This is a genomic window from Escherichia sp. E2562 (assembly GCF_005781075.1).
Lineage (GTDB): Bacteria > Pseudomonadota > Gammaproteobacteria > Enterobacterales > Enterobacteriaceae > Escherichia.
Genome location: NZ_VATM01000006.1, coordinates 199,137 through 217,489, shown reverse-complemented (window position 1 = coordinate 217,489; position 18,353 = coordinate 199,137). Strand labels below are relative to the sequence as shown.

General features: G+C 50.4%; 21 protein-coding genes. 9 read left to right on the top strand and 12 right to left on the bottom strand.

Going from position 1 to position 18,353, the window contains the following annotated elements; all coding sequences use genetic code 11:
* Positions 1–2 precede the first annotated feature (2 nt).
* Positions 3–77: a protein YoaJ gene (gene yoaJ, locus FEK43_RS12665; RefSeq protein WP_001386836.1), complete on the top strand. Its 75-nt coding sequence runs from the start codon at positions 3–5 to the stop codon at positions 75–77.
* A gap of 59 nt (positions 78–136) precedes the next feature.
* Here the strand turns inward: yoaJ and FEK43_RS12660 are convergent, their stop codons facing one another.
* The 5 genes from FEK43_RS12660 to dmlR all read right to left on the bottom strand — a co-directional run bounded on the left by FEK43_RS12660 (position 137) and on the right by dmlR (position 2,940).
* A complete protein-coding gene (locus FEK43_RS12660; RefSeq protein ID WP_064529219.1) occupies positions 137–385 on the bottom strand; it encodes a GlsB/YeaQ/YmgE family stress response membrane protein in 249 nt (82 codons plus the stop codon).
* Positions 386–533: 148 nt separating this feature from the next.
* Positions 534–716, bottom strand: a complete 183-nt coding sequence (locus FEK43_RS12655) for a DUF1869 domain-containing protein (RefSeq protein WP_064529220.1) — start codon at positions 714–716, stop codon at positions 534–536.
* Between the two features lie 3 nt (positions 717–719).
* Entirely contained in the window at positions 720–1,070 is a 351-nt protein-coding gene (yeaR, locus tag FEK43_RS12650; protein WP_240725503.1) for a DUF1971 domain-containing protein YeaR, read from the bottom strand.
* A gap of 181 nt (positions 1,071–1,251) precedes the next feature.
* The gene (gene leuE, locus FEK43_RS12640; RefSeq protein WP_138158569.1) at positions 1,252–1,890 is read right to left on the bottom strand and encodes a leucine efflux protein LeuE; all 639 of its coding nucleotides are present in this window, start codon (positions 1,888–1,890) and stop codon (positions 1,252–1,254) included.
* A 126-nt stretch (positions 1,891–2,016) separates the two neighbouring features.
* Positions 2,017–2,940 (bottom strand): DNA-binding transcriptional regulator DmlR, encoded by a 924-nt coding sequence (gene dmlR, locus FEK43_RS12635; RefSeq protein ID WP_130223483.1) that lies wholly within the window; start codon positions 2,938–2,940, stop codon positions 2,017–2,019.
* Positions 2,941–3,042: 102 nt separating this feature from the next.
* Here dmlR and dmlA point away from each other — a divergent pair, with 102 nt between their 5' ends.
* The 4 genes from dmlA (at position 3,043) to yeaX (ending at position 8,166) form a co-directional block, all read left to right on the top strand.
* Complete coding sequence (gene dmlA / locus FEK43_RS12630) at positions 3,043–4,128, top strand: multifunctional D-malate/3-isopropylmalate/tartarate dehydrogenase (protein WP_131161143.1); 1,086 nt, start codon at positions 3,043–3,045, stop codon at positions 4,126–4,128.
* 250 nt (positions 4,129–4,378) lie between these two features.
* Entirely contained in the window at positions 4,379–5,989 is a 1,611-nt protein-coding gene (gene yeaV, locus FEK43_RS12625; RefSeq protein ID WP_130259886.1) for a BCCT family transporter YeaV, read from the top strand.
* Between the two features lie 31 nt (positions 5,990–6,020).
* Positions 6,021–7,145 (top strand): carnitine monooxygenase, oxygenase subunit YeaW, encoded by a 1,125-nt coding sequence (yeaW, locus tag FEK43_RS12620; protein WP_033869918.1) that lies wholly within the window; start codon positions 6,021–6,023, stop codon positions 7,143–7,145.
* A 55-nt stretch (positions 7,146–7,200) separates the two neighbouring features.
* Positions 7,201–8,166 (top strand): carnitine monooxygenase reductase subunit YeaX, encoded by a 966-nt coding sequence (yeaX, locus tag FEK43_RS12615; protein WP_135407025.1) that lies wholly within the window; start codon positions 7,201–7,203, stop codon positions 8,164–8,166.
* Between the two features lie 41 nt (positions 8,167–8,207).
* Here the strand turns inward: yeaX and rnd are convergent, their stop codons facing one another.
* The 5 genes from rnd to FEK43_RS12590 all read right to left on the bottom strand — a co-directional run bounded on the left by rnd (position 8,208) and on the right by FEK43_RS12590 (position 14,579).
* Positions 8,208–9,323 (bottom strand): ribonuclease D, encoded by a 1,116-nt coding sequence (rnd, locus tag FEK43_RS12610; protein ID WP_135407027.1) that lies wholly within the window; start codon positions 9,321–9,323, stop codon positions 8,208–8,210.
* Between the two features lie 81 nt (positions 9,324–9,404).
* On the bottom strand, positions 9,405–11,090 hold the full coding sequence (gene fadD, locus FEK43_RS12605; protein WP_135407029.1) for a long-chain-fatty-acid--CoA ligase FadD: 1,686 nt from the start codon (positions 11,088–11,090) through the stop codon (positions 9,405–9,407).
* Positions 11,091–11,294: 204 nt separating this feature from the next.
* A complete protein-coding gene (gene yeaY / locus FEK43_RS12600; protein WP_135407031.1) occupies positions 11,295–11,876 on the bottom strand; it encodes a Slp family lipoprotein YeaY in 582 nt (193 codons plus the stop codon).
* Between the two features lie 39 nt (positions 11,877–11,915).
* Complete coding sequence (gene tsaB, locus FEK43_RS12595) at positions 11,916–12,611, bottom strand: tRNA (adenosine(37)-N6)-threonylcarbamoyltransferase complex dimerization subunit type 1 TsaB (protein WP_135407033.1); 696 nt, start codon at positions 12,609–12,611, stop codon at positions 11,916–11,918.
* Between the two features lie 57 nt (positions 12,612–12,668).
* Complete coding sequence (locus FEK43_RS12590; RefSeq protein WP_138158567.1) at positions 12,669–14,579, bottom strand: ATP-dependent DNA helicase; 1,911 nt, start codon at positions 14,577–14,579, stop codon at positions 12,669–12,671.
* Between the two features lie 131 nt (positions 14,580–14,710).
* Here FEK43_RS12590 and FEK43_RS12585 point away from each other — a divergent pair, with 131 nt between their 5' ends.
* Together FEK43_RS12585 and FEK43_RS12580 are read left to right on the top strand one after the other, a co-directional pair.
* Positions 14,711–15,055 carry a RidA family protein gene (locus FEK43_RS12585; protein ID WP_010376144.1) on the top strand — a complete coding sequence of 115 codons (345 nt, stop codon included), beginning with the start codon at positions 14,711–14,713 and terminating at the stop codon, positions 15,053–15,055.
* Positions 15,056–15,488: 433 nt separating this feature from the next.
* The gene (locus FEK43_RS12580) at positions 15,489–15,788 is read left to right on the top strand and encodes a DUF1889 family protein (RefSeq protein ID WP_135407035.1); all 300 of its coding nucleotides are present in this window, start codon (positions 15,489–15,491) and stop codon (positions 15,786–15,788) included.
* Positions 15,789–15,912: 124 nt separating this feature from the next.
* Here the strand turns inward: FEK43_RS12580 and FEK43_RS12575 are convergent, their stop codons facing one another.
* Both FEK43_RS12575 and FEK43_RS12570 read right to left on the bottom strand, forming a co-directional pair.
* Complete coding sequence (locus tag FEK43_RS12575; protein WP_240783022.1) at positions 15,913–16,065, bottom strand: hypothetical protein; 153 nt, start codon at positions 16,063–16,065, stop codon at positions 15,913–15,915.
* 6 nt (positions 16,066–16,071) lie between these two features.
* Entirely contained in the window at positions 16,072–16,251 is a 180-nt protein-coding gene (locus tag FEK43_RS12570) for a YoaH family protein (protein ID WP_130218763.1), read from the bottom strand.
* A gap of 73 nt (positions 16,252–16,324) precedes the next feature.
* On the opposite strand from FEK43_RS12570, the gene pabB reads away from it, so the two are divergent.
* Together pabB and FEK43_RS12560 are read left to right on the top strand one after the other, a co-directional pair.
* Positions 16,325–17,686 carry an aminodeoxychorismate synthase component 1 gene (gene pabB / locus FEK43_RS12565; RefSeq protein WP_135407037.1) on the top strand — a complete coding sequence of 454 codons (1,362 nt, stop codon included), beginning with the start codon at positions 16,325–16,327 and terminating at the stop codon, positions 17,684–17,686.
* 3 nt (positions 17,687–17,689) lie between these two features.
* Positions 17,690–18,268, top strand: a complete 579-nt coding sequence (locus FEK43_RS12560; RefSeq protein ID WP_064529235.1) for a CoA pyrophosphatase — start codon at positions 17,690–17,692, stop codon at positions 18,266–18,268.
* Positions 18,269–18,353 lie beyond the last annotated feature (85 nt).

Here is an 18,353-nt window from a genome sequence, read left to right as displayed (position 1 = left end):
AGATGAAAAAAACAACGATTATTATGATGGGTGTTGCGATTATTGTCGTCCTTGGTACCGAGTTAGGATGGTGGTAACACTGCATCTGTAAAAATAGCAAAGGCTGCGAAAAAGCAGCCTTTGTTTTATTTGAGCGTTAGCTTTTGACTTTTCTGTAGATAAACAGCACGACAAGCGCACCGATCACCGCAACCACGAAGCTGCCAAAGTTAAAGCCATCGACTTTACCAAAACCAAACAGTGTACTGATCCATCCGCCGACCACGGCGCCGACAATCCCCAACAGGATAGTCATGAAGAATCCACCACCATCTTTACCTGGCATAATCCACTTAGCCAGAATACCAGCAATAAGCCCAAAAATAATCCATGACAGAATGCCCATTTTATCCTTCCTTATCTGTTTTGTATTAGCGAGTTGGTCGCTAATAAAAAGCATAGCACAACATCAAAGAAGTAAAAATTGTGATGAGCATCACGCATATTTTTTTTGCGATGGCGCATAAAATGGCGAATTTTTCTATCAGGTAAAATTACCAGCCACAAACATCATGTTCGTTTTCTGTGTCATAAGAGCGCACCGTGTTAACAAGATCTTTTAACACTTCCGCCGCAACTTCTGGCACCAGCAATGTCATCGGTGTCTCTGTTTCGTAATCAACAGAGACACCATTACTGTTATTGGTGACGGTTACGGTATACGTTGCTTTGCCCATAATTCATCTCCCGGTATGAATGACTTTCCGTTGTTTTGCGCCTTCCATCAGGACTTCAGGGGCAACGAAGAAGTCGATGTTGAAATAAGTATCGTCAGTCATGGCTTCAATGTTGTGCCATTTTTCCGGCGGGAACACCGCAAATTGCCCCGCTTCGATAAGGATCACCTGATCAGGTTCTGTGCTGTGTTCATCAGCATAGCCGAGATATTTGACCGCCCCATGCATAACGGACAATCGAGGGTAAACCCCGGGACGAGTTCCTTTATCAAGATGACGTTCGAATATTCCGGCAGGTGCGGTTTGTTTATTCCAGAAAGGTGTTGAGCGTGTATGAATGTAATTCTGTGGGATTTGTAGCATCCTTCTCCCTCCTTCGGTAAATGCGCTGAAAACCGTTTATTCCAGCCGTTTCAGGGTACGCCTGATAATTTGCATTTTAAATACCATTTATTGGTTACTTTTTAGCACTGCGTCAACGCCCAGTCGCGGTAGCGTTCAGGAGGGAAGCCCGCGGCATCGCGGGCGGAAAGCATTAAGATTGCAGCGTCGCTAGTCGAGCGGCAAAACCGACAAACATCAAACCAATCAGAGAGTTGCCTAGTTCTGCCAGTTTCTTTTTAGTGCGAATGTACTGCGTGACAAAGGCGCCGGAAATAATCAGGAAGCTCAAATAACAGAAGCTGACTATCTCAAGTGTCATCGCCAGAATAAAGAACGAAATACCCGTATGTGGCGCATTAACGTCGATAAATTGCACGAAAAATGACACGTAGAATAAAATAGCTTTCGGGTTGGTCAGGCTCAATATTAGTGCGCGCTTGAAAATAGCGCCATATTGCGGTTCATCCGATTTGGCCTCGCTATTGTTGCCCTTCAGGGTGGCGTAAAGAATTTTACCCCCAAGATAGAGCAAATAAAACGCGCCAAGATAACGTACGATGTTGAATAATATCGGTGTGGTCTTAATCAACGTTGCCACACCTGCCCACGCCAGAAACATTAATACCGCATCACCAATAAATACGCCGCAGGCTGCAAGATAACCACCTTTCACTCCACTGCTGACGCTATTTTTAAGCACAAACAAAGTATTCGGCCCAGGCACCAGCACGATAAAAATGGCCCCAACCAGATAGGTCCAGTAATTCAGAACCCCATATTCAGCGAACACGTTAACCTCTTTAATTTTCTTTGGGAAATGCGCGATTAAAGGTGAATATGCTAACCAATCTGTAGTGGCTTAGAAAGGAGAAAATCAGGTTTTAACCTGATAATAACCCGATAATTGAATCATTAATCAGGCGTGATCCAGTGAAAAATTCGGGTAGTGCTCGGCAAAATACTGGCGTAAAAACTCTACCGTTATCCGCACCTTCGCTGATGTTGCCAGCCTGGATACATACACCGCCCAGACATTCGCGGGCTGATAATACTCCGGTAGTACCTGCACCAAATGGCCACTGGCAATATTTTCGCTGACATCCCACCAGGAGCGCAGCGCAATACCCTGACCATCGAGACACCATTGATGCACTATTTCACCATGATTAGACGCTAGCGGGCCAGTGACTTTAATGGCGTGGTTTCCTTCTTTATTGCGCAATTGCCAGACGCCAAATGGATGATCGCGCTCTTTTATAACCAGACAAGGTAACGCTGAAAGGTCCGTGAAATGTTTCGGCGCACCATGTTGTGCAATAAATTCCGGCGACGCGCAGAGGATACGGTAATTGGTCGCCAGTTTGCGGGCGATTAAGTTAGGTGCAATGTCATCACCAATACGAATATCGAGATCGACGCCTTCATTGACCAGGTCGACCAGTCTGTCTTCCACGTCAAAGCGTAATTCCAGTTGCGGATAAGCCTTTGCCAGCGCCGATAATGCCGGAGCTACAACTCGCCGTCCAAACCCAAAACTACTGATAACACGCAACATCCCTTGTGGCACGAGGCGCACGTCGGAGAGTTCATCCATCATCTGCCCGACATCCTGCAATATGCGCTGCGCCCACTCATAAATCCGCTCACCTTCTTCGGTGATCGTCACGCGACGAGTGGTGCGGTGTAATAACACCACGTTCAGCGTTTGTTCCAGTAAGGCGATACGCTTGCTAACGAAAGCCGGAGAAACACCCATTTCTTCTGCTACAGCAGCAAAACCAGCCCGGCGAGCCACCAGCATAAAGACGCGCAAATCGTTCAGCAGCGGTAAATTATTCATGATTCGTGTTTTATGTTTCACCAGTTGCGGGGATTAATTCCTTTTCAGTCAATTATAGGATGAGGGTATTGTCAATTTTGATGGTCAGGAAGTGAGAACCCAATGATGAAAACGTTTCGGATCGCTGCAATACCCGGGGATGGAATCGGCAAAGAAGTCCTTCCTGAAGGGATTCGTGTGTTACAGGCTGCCGCTGAACGCTGGGGCTTTGCCTTAAGCTTTGAGCAGATGGAATGGGCAAGTTGCGAATATTACAGCCATCACGGCAAAATGATGCCGGACGACTGGCATGAACAACTCAGCAGTTTCGACGCTATCTACTTTGGTGCCGTCGGCTGGCCAGATACCGTTCCGGACCATATTTCGTTATGGGGATCGCTGCTGAAATTTCGCCGTGAATTTGACCAATACGTTAACCTGCGTCCGGTCCGCCTCTTTCCTGGCGTACCTTGCCCACTGGCGGGGAAACAACCTGGCGATATCGATTTTTACGTAGTGCGCGAGAACACGGAAGGCGAATACTCGTCTCTGGGTGGACGGCTAAACGAAGGAACGGAGCATGAGGTTGTCATCCAGGAATCGGTATTTACCCGCCGTGGCGTCGACCGTATTTTGCGTTATGCCTTTGAACTTGCACAAAGCCGCCCACGTAAGACGCTAACTTCTGCCACTAAATCGAACGGTTTAGCCATCAGCATGCCGTACTGGGACGAACGCGTGGAAGCAATGGCAGAAAATTACCCGGCGATCCGCTGGGACAAGCAGCATATTGATATTCTCTGCGCTCGCTTTGTGATGCAACCAGAACGTTTTGACGTGGTGGTGGCATCCAATTTGTTTGGCGATATCCTTTCCGACCTTGGCCCGGCCTGCACCGGCACCATCGGCATTGCCCCATCCGCCAACCTGAATCCGGAACGTACTTTCCCGTCGCTCTTCGAGCCTGTCCACGGTTCTGCGCCGGATATCTACGGGAAAAATATTGCTAACCCTATCGCCACGATTTGGGCCGGTGCAATGATGCTCGATTTCCTCGGCAATGGCGATGAGCGTTTCCAGCAAGCGCATAACGCTATTCTGGCAGCGATTGAAGAAGTGATTGCTCACGGGCCGAAAACACCCGATATGAAAGGCAATGCCACCACGCCACAGGTTGCCGACGCGATTTGCAAAATTATTTTGCGTTAAGGTCAAACCAGTTTATTTGAACCGCGTCACTGACGCGGTTTTTTTATTCATTCTCTTCAGTAAATAACCTGCGTCATTTCACCTTTTATTGTTTCCGTTTCGTGTTTTATGGCTTTCCGTATTCTTAATTGTTTAATTTATGTAACATGCAAATAATCAATTTGTTAAACACAACATGCAATTCATTACCCTGCACATAATTACAACTGGCAAAAGCCAGAGACGGGCTTTTATGCCTAGGAGATGACTCATGATGAGCAATGTTAAGAAAAAAGATGTGCCGCTGATAAGCATCAGCCTGGTGGCCATTCTTTTCATCGCAGCTGCATTAAGCCTTTTCCCACAACAATCGGCCGACGCGGCCAACGCAATATTCACTTTTGTCACGCGTACGTTAGGTTCCGCCGTACAGGTATTGGTTTTGCTGGCAATGGGACTGGTGATTTATTTAGCCACCAGTAAATACGGCAATATTCGTCTTGGCGAAGGAAAACCGGAATACAGCACGCTCTCCTGGCTGTTTATGTTTATTTGTGCCGGTTTAGGTTCTTCTACGCTTTATTGGGGGGTTGCTGAGTGGGCCTATTATTATCAAACGCCTGGTTTAAATATCGCGCCGCGTTCACAACAGGCACTCGAATTTAGCGTTCCCTACTCCTTCTTCCATTGGGGCATCAGCGCCTGGGCAACTTATACGCTGGCCTCATTAATCATGGCTTACCACTTTCATGTGCGGAAAAATAAAGGGCTGAGCCTTTCCGGCATTATTGCTGCTATTACCGGCGTTCGCCCGCAAGGTCCGTGGGGAAAACTGGTCGATTTGATGTTCCTGATCGCCACTGTCGGCGCACTGACCATTTCCCTGGTCGTCACCGCCGCAACCTTTACCCGTGGGCTTTCCGCGCTGACCGGTTTACCGGATAACTTCACCGTGCAGGCATTTGTGATCCTGCTTTCCGGCGGCATTTTTTGCCTTAGCTCGTGGATTGGTATCAACAACGGTTTGCAACGTCTGAGCAAAATGGTTGGCTGGGGCGCCTTCCTGCTGCCATTGCTGGTTCTGATTGTCGGCCCAACCGAATTTATTACCAACAGCATCATCAATGCCATCGGCCTGACCACGCAAAACTTCCTGCAAATGAGCTTATTTACCGATCCGCTTGGCGATGGTTCATTTACCCGCAACTGGACCGTTTTCTACTGGCTGTGGTGGATCTCATACACGCCCGGTGTGGCAATGTTTGTCACCCGCGTTTCGCGCGGTCGTAAGATTAAAGAAGTTATCTGGGGCTTGATCCTCGGCAGCACCGTCGGTTGCTGGTTCTTCTTCGGTGTAATGGAAAGCTATGCCATTCATCAGTTTATCAATGGCGTAATCAACGTCCCACAGGTGCTGGAAACACTGGGCGGTGAAACTGCCGTTCAACAAGTTCTGATGTCGTTGCCAGCCGGTAAATTGTTCCTCGCCGCATACCTGGGCGTGATGATTATTTTCCTTGCCTCGCATATGGATGCGGTGGCCTACACCATGGCGGCGACCAGTACGCGAAATCTCCAGGAAGGTGACGATCCTGACCGTGGGCTGCGTCTTTTCTGGTGCGTGGTGATCACACTGATCCCGCTTTCAATTCTGTTCACCGGCGCGTCGCTGGAAACGATGAAAACCACCGTCGTGCTCACAGCCCTTCCCTTCCTCGTCATTTTACTGGTGAAAGTCGGCGGATTTCTTCGCTGGCTGAAACAGGATTACGCCGACATTCCGGCTCATCAAGTTGAACATTATCTCCCGCAGACACCGGTAGAAGCATCGGAAAAAGATCCGCTGATCCCGGCAGGAACGGTATTCAAAGGCGACAACTGAACGCCATCATCCTAACGATAAAGGTATCCCTATGAGCAATCTGAGCCCTGACTTAGTACTACCCGAAAATTTTTGCGCTAACCCGCAAGAGGCATGGACTATTCCGGCCCGTTTCTATACCGATCAGAACGCCTTTGAACACGAAAAAGAGAACGTCTTCGCCAAAAGCTGGATTTGCGTCGCCCACAGTAGCGAACTGGCGAATGCGAATGATTACGTGACGCGTGAGATCATTGGCGAAAGCATTGTTCTGGTACGCGGTCGTGATAAGGTTTTGCGCGCGTTCTATAACGTGTGTCCGCACCGTGGTCATCAGTTGTTGAGCGGTGAAGGAAAAGCAAAAAATGTGATTACCTGTCCGTATCACGCATGGGCATTCAAACTCGATGGCAACCTGGCCCACGCACGTAACTGTGAAAACGTCGCTAATTTCGACAGCGACAAAGCGCAACTGGTCCCGGTGCGTCTGGAAGAATATGCCGGATTCGTCTTCATCAACATGGACCCCAACGCCACCAGCGTTGAAGATCAGTTACCCGGTCTGGGCGCGAAAGTGCTGGAAGCCTGCCCGGAAGTCCACGACCTGAAACTGGCGGCCCGCTTTACCACCCGCACGCCTGCCAACTGGAAGAACATTGTCGATAACTATCTCGAGTGCTATCACTGTGGTCCGGCGCATCCAGGTTTCTCCGACTCCGTTCAGGTTGATCGTTACTGGCACACCATGCACGGCAACTGGACACTGCAATACGGTTTCGCCAAACCGTCAGAACAGTCGTTTAAATTTGAAGAGGGTACGGATGCGGCATTCCACGGTTTCTGGCTGTGGCCGTGCACTATGCTGAACGTCACACCGATCAAAGGGATGATGACGGTCATTTATGAATTCCCGGTGGATTCTGAAACCACCCTGCAAAACTACGATATTTACTTCACCAATGAAGAGTTAACCGACGAGCAAAAATCGCTGATTGAGTGGTATCGCGATGTGTTCCGTCCGGAGGATTTACGTCTGGTTGAAAGCGTACAGAAAGGGCTGAAATCGCGTGGCTATCGTGGTCAGGGGCGCATCATGGCCGACAGTAGCGGTAGCGGGATTTCCGAACACGGTATCGCCCATTTCCATAATCTGCTGGCGCAGGTATTTAAGGACTAATGACATCGGCGGCGGTCTATTCCGCCGCCGGGCTGATTTTTGATGGAGTACAGCAATGTCAGACTATCAAATGTTTGAAGTACAGGTGAGTCAGGTGGAACCGCTTACCGAACGGGTGAAACGCTTCACGCTGGTGACAACCGATGGCAAACCATTACCTGCGTTCACCGGAGGAAGTCACGTCATTGTGCAGATGAGCGATGGTGATAACCAGTACAGCAATGCGTATTCGCTGCTGAGTTCGCCGCTCGATACAACTCATTATCAGATTGCCGTTCGACTGGAAGAAAACTCGCGCGGTGGTTCGCGCTTTTTGCATCAGCAGGTGAAAGCTGGCGATCTGTTGACCATTTCGACGCCTAATAATCTGTTTGCGCTAATTCCCTCGGCCAGAAAGCATCTGTTTATCGCGGGCGGTATTGGTATCACCCCTTTCCTGTCGCATATGGCAGAGTTGCAACACAGCGACGTCGACTGGCAGCTACATTACTGCTCGCGAAATCCAGAAAGTTGCGCATTTCGTGATGAGCTAGTCCAGCATCCGCAGACTGATAAAATCCATTTTCATCACTCATCGATCGGAACGCGACTTGAATTAGCGCGATTATTGGCGGATATCGAACCTGGCACACACGTTTATACCTGTGGCCCCGAGGCGCTAAATGAAGCGGTAAGAAGTGAAGCTGCACGTCTGGACATCGCCGCCGATACGCTGCATTTTGAGCAGTTTGCTATTGAAGACAAAACCGGCGATGCGTTTACACTGGTGCTCGCCCGTTCCGGTAAAGAGTTTGTGGTGCCGGAAGAGATGACCATTTTGCAGGTTATTGAAAATAATAAAGCGGCAAAAGTGGAATGTTTATGTCGTGAAGGGGTATGCGGAACCTGCGAAACGGCGATTCTGGAAGGTGAAGCTGACCATCGGGACCAGTATTTTAGCGATGAAGAACGCGCCAGCCAGCAAAGTATGTTGATCTGTTGTTCACGCGCGAAGGGTAAACGCCTGGTGTTGGATTTGTAGTTTGCCTGAAGCCGGACGCACCTGTCCGGCTCAGGAAGGTTTTACTGCGGATATTCCTGCAATAAATTGTGCAATGCTTCTGCCATCAGCTCACCGCGCCAGCCGGAAATCAGCTCCGGCAAATTGTTCTGCGGTTTCAGTTTCCAGTGCCAGTTCAGCAGTTGGTTGATTTGCCGACGCGATGCCAGCAATTCGACGCTGATCTTGTGTGTTTCGCTCACGTCAGTGATCAGCGACTTAATCGCTTTAAACGCTTTGCGATAACCGGGCATATCCATCAGGTTAAGCATCGGCTGCGGTAAGGCCTCTTCCGGCAATGCCTGCGCTTTTTCCACCAGCGCCAACAGCGTTTTACCGTGAAAGCGGATTTCGCTACCGGATAAACCCAGACTGCCCAGCTCGCCCAAACTCCCCGGCATATAACGCGCCACCGACCACAAATGCTCTTCACGCACGACAAAGTTAACCGCCAGATCGCGCTCCCGCGCTTTACGCAGGCGCCAGTCGGCTAACAGTTGCAGACAGGCCAGTTGGCGTGTGCGTAACTGCCAGGCATTGGTGATATCACGCCAGGCATCTTCCGGCGCAACGACTTCCTGACGACGCATTTGCATCAGGCGGCATTCATCCAGTGCCGCAGGTAACCAGCCAGAGGCTTCCGTTTCTACCATTAGCTTTGCGGTGATCGGTAACAAATACCAGACGTCCGCTGCCGCGTATTCGCATTGACGTTCGGTTAGCGGTCTTGCCACCCAGTCGGTGCGCGATTCACTCTTGTCGAGCGTAACGCCGGTGTACTCTTCCACCATGGAAGCAAATCCCCACGACATCGGGCGTCCGCAGAAAGCAGCGAGGATTTGCGTGTCAATCAGGGGTTGTGGTAATTCGCCAAAGACATTGAGGAACACTTCCAGATCCTCACTGCCCGCATGGAGAAATTTGGTAATGGACGGATCACGCAGGATCGCTTTCAGCGGTGACCAGTCGGTGATCCCGAGCGGATCGATTAGCGCCAGATGCTCGCCATCGAAAAGTTGAATCAACCCCAGCTGCGGGTAATAGGTGCGCGTACGAACAAATTCAGTATCCAGGGCTATCGCCGGAAAGGCACGGACGGCTTCACACAAAGAAGCCAGCGCATCGTCCGTGGTAATCATTTGGTAATTCAAATTGTATTCTCTTTAGTGGGCGTCAAAAAAAACGCCGGATTAACCGGCGTCTGACGACTGACTTAACGCTCAGGCTTTATTGTCCACTTTGCCGCGCGCTTCGTCACGTAATTCTCGTCGCAAAATTTTTCCGACGTTAGATTTCGGTAACTCATCACGAAACTCCACCAGCTTAGGTACTTTGTAGCCCGTGAGCTGACGGCGACAAAAGGTCACCAGTGACTCTTCGGTAAGCGATGGATCTTTTTTCACTACGAAGATTTTCACCGCTTCACCACTGGAGCTGGAAGGTACGCCAACAGCCGCGACTTCCTGTACGCCAGGGTGCTGCATGACGACATCTTCAATCTCGTTGGGATAAACGTTAAAACCGGAAACCAGAATCATGTCTTTTTTACGATCGACAATGCGCAGGAATCCTTCTTCATCCATCACCGCGATGTCGCCAGTGTGTAACCAGCCATTTTTGATGATCTCATCGGTAGCATCCGGACGCTGCCAGTACCCCAGCATCACCTGCGGTCCTTTGACACAAAGCTCACCCGGTTGACCCGGTGGTACTTCGTTGTCGTCGTCATCCACCAGTTTGGCTTCCGTCGATGGCACCGGCAAACCGATGCTACCGCTATGATAATCAATATCATACGGGTTAACGCTGACCAGCGGCGCGCACTCGGTCAGGCCATAACCTTCCAGCAGATACTGTCCGGTCAGTTTCACCCAGCGTTCTGCCACCACTTGTTGAACAGGCATCCCACCGCCTGCGGAAAGGTGCAGACTGGAGAAATCCAGTTGCTGGAACTCTTTATTGTTCAGCAACGCATTGAACAAGGTGTTTACGCCGGTGATAGCGGTAAACGGATATTTTGCCAGCTCTTTCACCAGCCCCGGAATATCACGTGGGTTAGTAATAAGCAGGTTCTGCCCGCCCAGTTCAATAAACAGCAGACAGTTAATGGTCAGTGCAAAAATGTGATAGAGCGGCAGTGCCGTTACTACCAGTTCTTTACCTGGATGCAGCAACGGCCCATAGGTGGCGTTGACCTGTTCCAGGTTCGCCAGCATATTGCGGTGAGTCAGCATCGCGCCTTTCGCCACGCCTGTGGTGCCGCCGGTATATTGCAGGAAGGCTAAATCTTCCGGCACCAGTTCGGGTTTGACGTACTGCATCCGGTAGCCGTTATGCAGGGCGCTACGAAATGAAATGGCATCTGGCAGATGGTATTTCGGCACCAGACGCTTGATGTATTTAACAACGAAATTGACTACCGTGCCTTTTGCCGTAGAAAGTTGATCGCCCATACGGGTCAGAATAACGTGCTGGACTGCAGTTTTATCAACCACTTTTTCCAGGGTGTGAGCAAAGTTAGACACGATAACAATCGCCGATGCGCCACTATCGTTAAGCTGATGCTCAAGCTCGCGCGGGGTATACAACGGGTTGACGTTTACGACAATCATCCCGGCGCGCAAAATGCCGAACAGCGCCACTGGATATTGCAATAAGTTAGGCATCATCAGCGCAACGCGATCGCCTTTCTTCAGCCCCAACCCTTGTTGCAAATAAGCGGCAAACGCGCGACTGCGTTCTTCCAGCTTGCGGAAGGTCATTACCTCCCCCATATTCATAAACGCGGGCTGATCGGCGTAGCGCGTGACCGACTGCTCAAACATATCTACCAGAGATTGATAACGGTCAGGGTTGATCTCCGTCGGAACGTCCGCGGGATAACGGTTAAGCCAAACCTTCTTCAATTCTTCACCTCTAAAATGCGTGTTCGTCGTCATCGCAACCCCAAGTGATAAACATGTTGTTAACATAATATTAACTCATCTTACCAGCTTGATAATTACCCAACGAAAAGGTTGCGAAGCGCGTCACTATTTATTTTTATCTTTACCGTAAGAATGCAGAAACAGCGGACCAGCCGCTGTTTCTTTTTCTTTAAAAACAAGCAATTATTCAGTTACAACTGTTTGTACTCTCGCGGGGCCGGGATTATACCAGCCCCATCCGCCGTAGCCATAGGGCCAGCCTCGCCCACCATAAAACCAAGGATCAATCGGCTGTGGCGGCATAATCACCTGCTGGGTTAAATGCCAACGTTTGTAACCCGTTGCCTGCATTACCATAAATTTATATGGCGTGTTGCCGATTTTTCCGTCAACCGTACCGGTGATTGGCCCGACAACTGTCACCAGCTGGCCTCGGAAATCGACCGGATCAAGAAAACCATTCACATCGGCATAAATGCGCCCACGCGACGGTTCTCCCAGCGTCGGCCTTGCTCCGCTGTCGAGTGGTACAGTGGCAATTTCCAGGCGGGTTTTCCCTTGCTGGTTTTGCACCGCAACCACTTTACCGCCAAATCGCGCTTCCTGACCAACGTACAGCTGCGGCACATTCATCACCCGAACTAAATCTTGTTGCGGCGTTGGGCTACTGCCTTTAATGGCGTCCGGCACAGTGACACAACCGCTCAGTATTAGCGCAAACGTACCTGCCAGTATGCCTTTGATAACATTGTTTTGAACCGCCATGATGCGACTCCTTTTTTTCTCAGGGCATACTCTTAAGATTCATTCTTTGCCCGGAAGTTTCTTCCACGCGACGTTGTTACGCAAATAAACCGGCTCGGCATGTTCCACCGCCACCGTTTTACCCTCGGCAAACATCTGACAGGCAATCGGCAGCATATCTTCTGCAGCGGGCAGTAACACTTCGCCATCGCGCAAAACCAGCCCGCTCTCTTTACCGAGATCCGGCCAGGCTTGCCAGCCTGTACCCACGGTCGCCCATTCACCGGAAAGCTGTTGCATCCGTTCATGAACGAGTTCTGGTTTGAGTACGGCTTCGGTTTCTTCACCATGCCAGACACCGTTTTCATCTCGCTGATATTCGGCCCAGTAAACTTCGCCCATTCGCGCGTCAATGGCTGCCAGCACGCGGGTTGCGCCGTTTTTGCGCCACGCCCCTTGCGCCATCGTCATTAGCGTGGAGACGCCAATCATCGGTAGCTCCGCACCAAGTGCCAGTCCTTGCGCGATGCCAATACCGATGCGTACGCCGGTGAAACTACCGGGGCCGCGCCCGTAAGCCAGAGCGTTAATGTCAGTCAGGGAGATTCCGCTGGTGGTCAGGATATCCTGCACCATCGGTAAGATTCGTTGAGTATGTTCACGTGGGCAAAGCTCGAAATGAGCATTGACAGTACCGTCGTTCCACAGGGCGACAGAGCAGGCCTCTGTCGCGGTATCGATAGCCAGAATTCGCATGGGTCTTCGTGCTTAGATCAATAAAAAGGCGCGCATCATACCATACTCCATCACAAATTACCTGGAGGATGGTATCGCAAGGAAACGAACCGCACGGGCAATATCACGGGTACGCGGCGCGGGCGGCAGGCTGGCAAGGAAAGTGGCGCCATAAGGGCGCATCACCAACCGATTGTCGCAAATCACCAGCACGCCGCGATCGTCGGCGTCGCGAATCAGTCGCCCTACTCCCTGTTTGAGAGTAATGACGGCATCTGGTAGTTGTACTTCATCGAACGGGTCACCACCACGCAAACGGCAATCTTCCATGCGCGCTTTTAACAGTGGGTCATCCGGCGAGGTAAACGGCAATTTGTCGATAATCACCAATGACAATGTATCGCCACGCACGTCCACCCCTTCCCAGAAGCTGCTGGTTGCCACAAGAAGCGCGTTACCGGCACTGACAAACTGCTGCAACAGTTGGCCTTTGCTGGTTTCCCCCTGCAACAAAACGGGAAGCGTCATGGTAGCGCGGAACTGCTCGGCCAGATCGCGCATCATGGCGTGCGAGGTACAAAGCATAAAACAACGACCGTTGTTGGCTTCGATGATCGGTCGCAACATTGCTGCCAGTTGCCGTGCGGAACCTGGTTGATTGGTTTGCGGCAGGTTGCGCGGCACACAGAGTAACGCCTGGCGGCTGTAATCAAAGGGGCTGGGTAACAGCAACGACTCGGCCTGTTCGATGCCAAGCCGCGAGGTGAAATGATGCAGATCGTCATTCACCGACAACGTTGCCGAGGTAAAGATCCAGCTTCCGGGCTTTTGCGCCATTAGCTCTTTAAATTTATCCGCCACGCTAAGCGGCGTGAGCGCCAAAGTAAAATGGCGCGAAGTGCATTCGTACCAGTAGCTGTAGCCTGGTTGGTTGATCTCTTTCAGCCGCTTCAGACGTGTACGATATAACGTGGCGCGTTCAAATGCCGCATCCAGCAAGGCGGAACGCCCCAAAGACAGTTTCGCCACGTCGTAACAGAGTTCAAGGGTGTCATCGAGCAGTAAAAACGCCCGCTGAATTTGTGGGTTGGCTAACAGTTCGCGCAGATTACCGCGATAACCTGGCTCGCCGAGTTGCAGACGAAAATCCTGCGCGCTCTGGGCAAGACGGTCGGCGCATTTTTGTAACTGTTGAGTGTCTTTTAATTCGGTGCGATAGGCGATGGTGATGTCTTTTGCCAGATCGAGCAGTTGTCGGCTGGAGAGCGACTGTCCAAAGTACTGGCTGGCAATGTCCGGCAGCTGGTGGGCTTCGTCGAAGATCATCACGTTTGCTTCCGGGATCAACTCGCCAAATCCACTTTCTTTCACCACCATATCCGCCAGAAACAGATGATGGTTCACCACAACCACATCAGCATCCATCGCTTTTTTACGCGCTTTGACCACAAAGCAATCTTTATACATCGGGCAGTCGCTGCCAAGACAGTTGTCGTTGGTGCTGGTGACCAGCGGCCACGCCTGCGAGTCTTCCGCCACGCTAACGCAGGTGCTGATATCGCCATCTACCGTCTGATTTGACCATGAACGCAGGAGGATCACATCGCTTAAGGTTTGTACTGGCAAATCTCCGCCCGCCAGTGCCTGCTGTCCCAGTCGTTCGAGGCAGAGGTAGTTTGAGCGCCCTTTCAGCAACGCCACGTTGCCAGTGTATTTCAGCGCCTTTGCCACCGTCGGCAAATCGCGGCTGTAGAGCTGATCCTGCAACGCTTTTGAGCCAGTTGAGATGATGACTTTCTTTTTCGCCCGCAGTGCAGGAGCAAGGTAGGCATAGGTTTTACCCGTACCGGTTCCCGCTTCCACCACCAGCGGCTGGCTTTTTTCAATCGCCTGGGTCACAGCGACTGCCATCTGTCGCTGTGGTTCACGCGGCTTAAAACCAGGTATCGCTTTCGCCAGTTGACCGTCTGGTGCAAAATCGTCCGTCACACTACCCCCTGTTGATTTGAACAGGGATTATGTCAGGCCAGGCTGGTTTTCGCCAGTTGAAGTGGTGACGGCAACCTCACATTGTGGCAGTCTTTGCAGCACAAAAATGGAAAGTTAATGAGGACATAATGATGACTATCGTTCGTATCGACGCTGAAGCCCGCTGGTCTGATGTGGTGATCCACAACAACACGCTCTACTACACTGGCGTACCAGAAAACCTCGATGCCGATGCTTTTGAACAAACCGCCAACACGCTGGCGCAAATTGACGCCGTGCTGGAAAAACAGGGCAGCAATAAATCGAGCATTCTGGATGCCACCATTTTCCTTGCCGATAAAAACGACTTTGCGGCAATGAATAAAGCATGGGATGCCTGGGTTGTAGCGGGTCACGCGCCGGTGCGCTGCACGGTGCAGGCGGGGCTGATGAATCCGCAGTACAAGGTTGAAATTAAGATTATCGCTGCGGTTTAATTCCTGAAAAAGAATTCTATCAAAGTAAAAATCAGACGATAATTGTTCGAAAATACTGGTCGGTTATAAACAAATCGGCCAGTGTTTAAGAGGATACTTTAGATAAATAATGAAATCCGTCAGGTAACTTATTTTTATGATTTCAACTGCATCTATACAAAAATGATATTAATCACCCAAATTAAACCATTCTGTTAACTCCCCGAGCCGTTTACTCTGACTTTTCTGCCCTTAACAATCTGGCTGGAGCGCGGCGATTTACCGTTAATTTTTTGCCATATCACTAGAAAACCCGCCATGACCTGCTACCTTTAAACTACCTGAATGTCAACAGGTTAACTAATGAGATATCGTTATAATCCCTTTGATATTAGATGCAATTTAAGGTCATATATAGCCTTATCAAAAACGTGGTTAATTTAAGGACAAGAATATGCCTGCTGCAATAGATAAAGCCCTGGATTTCATTAGTGCCATGGATGTATCAGCATCAACACCAAGCTCGATGAATGAAAGTACGGCGAAAGGAATATTTAAATATTTGCATGACCTGGGAGTCCCCGCGAGTACCGCCGATATTACTGCGCGAGCTGAACAGGAAGGCTGGAATCCTGGATTCACGGAAAAAATGGTGGGATGGGCAAAAAAGATGGATTCTGACGAACGCGTGGTGATTAAAAACCCTGAATACTTCTCGTCTTATATGCAGGAAGAACTTAAAGCCCTTGTGTGAGTTAAAACTCCAGCTTTAAAAATCAATCCGGACGCTTTCATTGTCCTCAAAAAAGCGTCCTTTTTTCTCGTCATCATAAACACAGCCAAAATTAATCAACAGATATGGCCCCGTGATTTTTGTTTCAACACAGCGGACCATTGTCATAACGCGCGCCGTCCAGGCTCATACCGTCAAAAATGGCACGATGTAAGTTCATGCCGGAAAAATCCCAGCCGATGAGGCTATCCGTATCAAGATACAGGACGTCATCCGTGACGAAATCGATACGGATCATTTTGTGTTACTCGTCCTCATCCTCAAAACGCGCCACTATTTGCTCGCCGGTATGGTTGGCGCGCAGCTCTTCGGCTACCAGTGCGATGGCCTGACCACTGCTCATCCCCTGTGCCATCAGTTCCTGAATACGCTCAACGGCTTTTTGCTGCTGTTCATGGGTGAGTGAAGGTAAACCTGCAAACATTGTTAACTCCTGCTAAATTGTTGGCGCTAATTATTTCATGCTACCCGGCACATAGCCAGTAGAGTCAGGACTGATGAAGACGTTATCTCCCGCTGTGATTACTTTACCCTGGCGTCAGGACGCCGCTGAATTTTATTTCTCCCGCTTAAGTCACCTGCCGTGGGCGATGTTGTTGCACTCCGGCTATGCCGACCATCCGCATAGTCGCTTTGATATTGTGGTGGCTGACCCCGTTTACACTTTAACCACTCACGATAATGAAACCGTGGTATGTGAAGGAGAAATCAGCACAACGACCACTGACGATCCGCTCAAAGCGCTCCAGCAGGCACTGGACCGAGCAAACATTCACCCGTCGCATAATGGTGATTTGCCATTTCAGGGCGGCGCACTGGGGCTGTTTGGCTACGATCTGGGCCGCCGTTTTGAGTCACTGCCGGAAGTGGCGCTGAGAGATATCGACCTGCCTGATATGGCGGTTGGTATCTACGACTGGGCGCTGATCGTCGATCACCAGCGCCAGCGTATTTCGCTACTCAGCCATCGTGATATCAATGCTCGTCTGGCGTGGCTGGACAGCCAGCAAATAGCACCACAGCAAGATTTCCAGTTAACATCCGCCTGGCAATCCAATATGAACCGCGAGCAGTATGGCGAGAAATTTCGCCAGGTACAGGAATATCTGCACAGCGGCGATTGCTATCAGGTGAATCTCGCCCAGCGTTTTCACGCGACCTATTCTGGCGATGAATGGCAGGCGTTCGTTCAGCTTAATCAGGCCAACCGCGCACCGTTCAGTGCCTTCCTGCGTCTGGAGCAAGGCGTGATTTTAAGCCTTTCACCAGAACGGTTCATTCTTTGTGATGGTGGTGAGATCCAGACCCGCCCGATTAAAGGCACGCTCCCACGCTTGTCCGATCCTCAGGAAGATAGCAAACAAGCTGAAAAACTGGCGAACTCACCGAAAGATCGCGCCGAAAACCTGATGATTGTCGATTTAATGCGCAATGACATCGGTCGCGTTGCCGTACCAGGCTCAGTAAAAGTGCCTGAACTGTTTGTTGTAGAACCCTTCCCTGCCGTGCATCATCTGGTTAGCACCATAACGGCGCGACTACCAGAACAGTTACACGCCAGCGATCTGCTGCGCGCGGCTTTTCCTGGTGGTTCAATAACTGGCGCGCCGAAAGTGCGGGCAATGGAGATTATTGATGAACTGGAACCGCAGCGACGCAATGCCTGGTGCGGCAGCATTGGCTATTTAAGTTTCTGCGGCAATATGGATACCAGCATCACCATCCGCACGCTAACGGCGGTTAACGGGCAGATTTACTGTTCCGCTGGTGGCGGCATCGTTGCTGATAGCCAGGAAGAAGCGGAATATCAGGAAACTTTTGATAAAGTTAATCGTATCCTGAAGCAACTGGAGAAGTAAGACGTGGAATACCGTGGCCTGACGCTTGATGATTTTTTATCGCGATTTCAACTATTGCGTCCGCAAATTAACCGGGAAACCTTAAATCATCGTCAGGCTGCCGTGTTAATCCCCATTGTCCGCCGACCGCAACCAGGCTTGCTGCTGACTCAGCGTTCCATTCATCTGCGCAAACATGCTGGACAAGTCGCATTCCCTGGAGGTGCAGTCGATGACACGGACGCGTCAGTTATCGCCGCTGCGCTGCGTGAAGCCGAAGAAGAGGTCGCCATACCGCCTTCAGCCGTTGAGGTTATCGGCGTGTTACCCCCTGTCGATAGCGTAACGGGCTACCAGGTCACTCCCGTGGTCGGCATTATCCCGCCTGATTTACCGTATCGCGCCAGTGAAGATGAAGTCTCCGCAGTATTTGAAATGCCGCTCGCCCAGGCGTTACATTTGGGCCGTTATCATCCTTTGGATATCTACCGCCGTGGCGATTCGCATCGGGTATGGCTTTCCTGGTACGAACAGTATTTTGTATGGGGAATGACCGCAGGCATAATTCGTGAACTGGCGCTGCAAATTGGTGTGAAACCCTGACTATACTTATCTTTACATCTACAAAACACTACTTGAGACAATCATCGCAATATTAGTTAAATCGCGGTTTTTGATTAGTTTAATT

Bases quoted from the DNA above. Each gene is read 5' to 3' on its own strand.
- yeaW (WP_033869918.1), top strand. From the start codon at position 6,021: ATGAGCAATCTGAGCCCTGACTTAGTACTACCCGAAAATTTTTGCGCT.
- yeaY (WP_135407031.1), bottom strand. From the start codon at position 11,876: ATGGCGGTTCAAAACAATGTTATCAAAGGCATACTGGCAGGTACGTTT.
- tsaB (WP_135407033.1), bottom strand. From the start codon at position 12,611: ATGCGAATTCTGGCTATCGATACCGCGACAGAGGCCTGCTCTGTCGCC.
- FEK43_RS12570 (WP_130218763.1), bottom strand. From the start codon at position 16,251: ATGTTTGCAGGTTTACCTTCACTCACCCATGAACAGCAGCAAAAAGCC.
- dmlR (WP_130223483.1), bottom strand. From the start codon at position 2,940: ATGAATAATTTACCGCTGCTGAACGATTTGCGCGTCTTTATGCTGGTG.
- pabB (WP_135407037.1), top strand. From the start codon at position 16,325: ATGAAGACGTTATCTCCCGCTGTGATTACTTTACCCTGGCGTCAGGAC.
- yeaX (WP_135407025.1), top strand. From the start codon at position 7,201: ATGTCAGACTATCAAATGTTTGAAGTACAGGTGAGTCAGGTGGAACCG.
- FEK43_RS12660 (WP_064529219.1), bottom strand. From the start codon at position 385: ATGGGCATTCTGTCATGGATTATTTTTGGGCTTATTGCTGGTATTCTG.
- FEK43_RS12655 (WP_064529220.1), bottom strand. From the start codon at position 716: ATGGGCAAAGCAACGTATACCGTAACCGTCACCAATAACAGTAATGGT.
- rnd (WP_135407027.1), bottom strand. From the start codon at position 9,323: ATGATTACCACGGACGATGCGCTGGCTTCTTTGTGTGAAGCCGTCCGT.
- yeaV (WP_130259886.1), top strand. From the start codon at position 4,379: ATGATGAGCAATGTTAAGAAAAAAGATGTGCCGCTGATAAGCATCAGC.
- FEK43_RS12580 (WP_135407035.1), top strand. From the start codon at position 15,489: ATGCCTGCTGCAATAGATAAAGCCCTGGATTTCATTAGTGCCATGGAT.
- dmlA (WP_131161143.1), top strand. From the start codon at position 3,043: ATGATGAAAACGTTTCGGATCGCTGCAATACCCGGGGATGGAATCGGC.
- FEK43_RS12585 (WP_010376144.1), top strand. From the start codon at position 14,711: ATGACTATCGTTCGTATCGACGCTGAAGCCCGCTGGTCTGATGTGGTG.
- FEK43_RS12575 (WP_240783022.1), bottom strand. From the start codon at position 16,065: ATGATCCGTATCGATTTCGTCACGGATGACGTCCTGTATCTTGATACG.